This is a genomic window from Clostridium sp. LS (assembly GCF_002760435.1).
GTDB lineage: Bacteria > Bacillota > Clostridia > Clostridiales > Clostridiaceae > Clostridium.
This window is the reverse complement of the sequence record NZ_AUUU01000143.1, coordinates 1-1,195: the sequence shown is the minus strand read 5'-3', so window position 1 is coordinate 1,195 and position 1,195 is coordinate 1. Positions and strand designations below refer to the sequence as shown.

Here is a 1,195-nt window from a genome sequence, read left to right as displayed (position 1 = left end):
AAGGGCGCATGGTGAATGCCTTGGCATCAGGAGCCGATGAAGGACGCGATAAGCTGCGATAAGCTTCGGGTAGGCGCACATAGCCAGAGATCCGAAGATTTCCGAATGAGGAAACTCACATGGGAAACCCCATGTATCATAAAGTGAATACATAGCTTTATGAAGGTAAACCCAGGGAACTGAAACATCTAAGTACCTGGAGGAAGAGAAAGAAAAATCGATTTTCTTAGTAGCGGCGAGCGAAAAGGAAAGAGCCCAAACCAGAGATTTATCTCTGGGGTTGCGGACAGAACATAACGAGAAATCATGGTTAATTGAACACAACTGGAAAGTTGGACCATAGGGGGTAATAGTCCCGTAAGTGAAAACTATGATAATCAGTTCTGCACCAGAGTACCACGAGACACGTGAAACCTTGTGGGAAGCAGGGAGGACCACCTCCCAAGGCTAAATACTACCTGATGACCGATAGTGAAGCAGTACCGTGAGGGAAAGGTGAAAAGAACCCCGGGAGGGGAGTGAAATAGAACCTGAAACCATGTGCCTACAACCGATCAAAGCACCTTATGTGTGTGATGATGTGCTTTTTGTAGAACGAGCCAACGAGTTACGGTATGTAGCAAGGTTAAGTACTTAAGGTACGGAGCCGAAGGGAAACCGAGTCTTAATAGGGCGACTAGTTGCATGCTGTAGACCCGAAACCGGGTGACCTATCCATGGCCAGGTTGAAGCGAGGGTAAAACCTCGTGGAGGACCGAACCACGTTGCTGTTGAAAAAGCATGGGATGAGCTGTGGATAGCGGAGAAATTCCAATCGAACTCGGATATAGCTGGTTCTCCTCGAAATAGCTTTAGGGCTAGCGTCGGAAAATGTGAGTAGTGGAGGTAGAGCACTGAATAGGCTAGGGGGCATAGCGCTTACCGAACCTTATCAAACTCCGAATGCCATATACTATCAGTCCGGCAGTCAGACTGTGAAAGATAAGTTCCATGGTCAAAAGGGAAACAGCCCAGATCGTCAGCTAAGGTCCCAAAGTGTAAGTTAAGTGGAAAAGGATGTGGGATTTCTAAGACAACTAGGATGTTGGCTTAGAAGCAGCCACTCATTAAAAGAGTGCGTAATAGCTCACTAGTCAAGAGATCCTGCGCCGAAAATGTCCGGGGCTCAAACTTACCACCGAAGCTACGGGTTCAC

The 1,195-nt window shown here is 47.5% G+C and carries 1 rRNA gene; it reads left to right on the top strand.

Annotated features, from left to right (window positions below):
* Positions 1 to 1,195: ribosomal RNA gene (locus tag COL3_RS24215) — 23S ribosomal RNA — on the top strand; the annotation flags it as partial.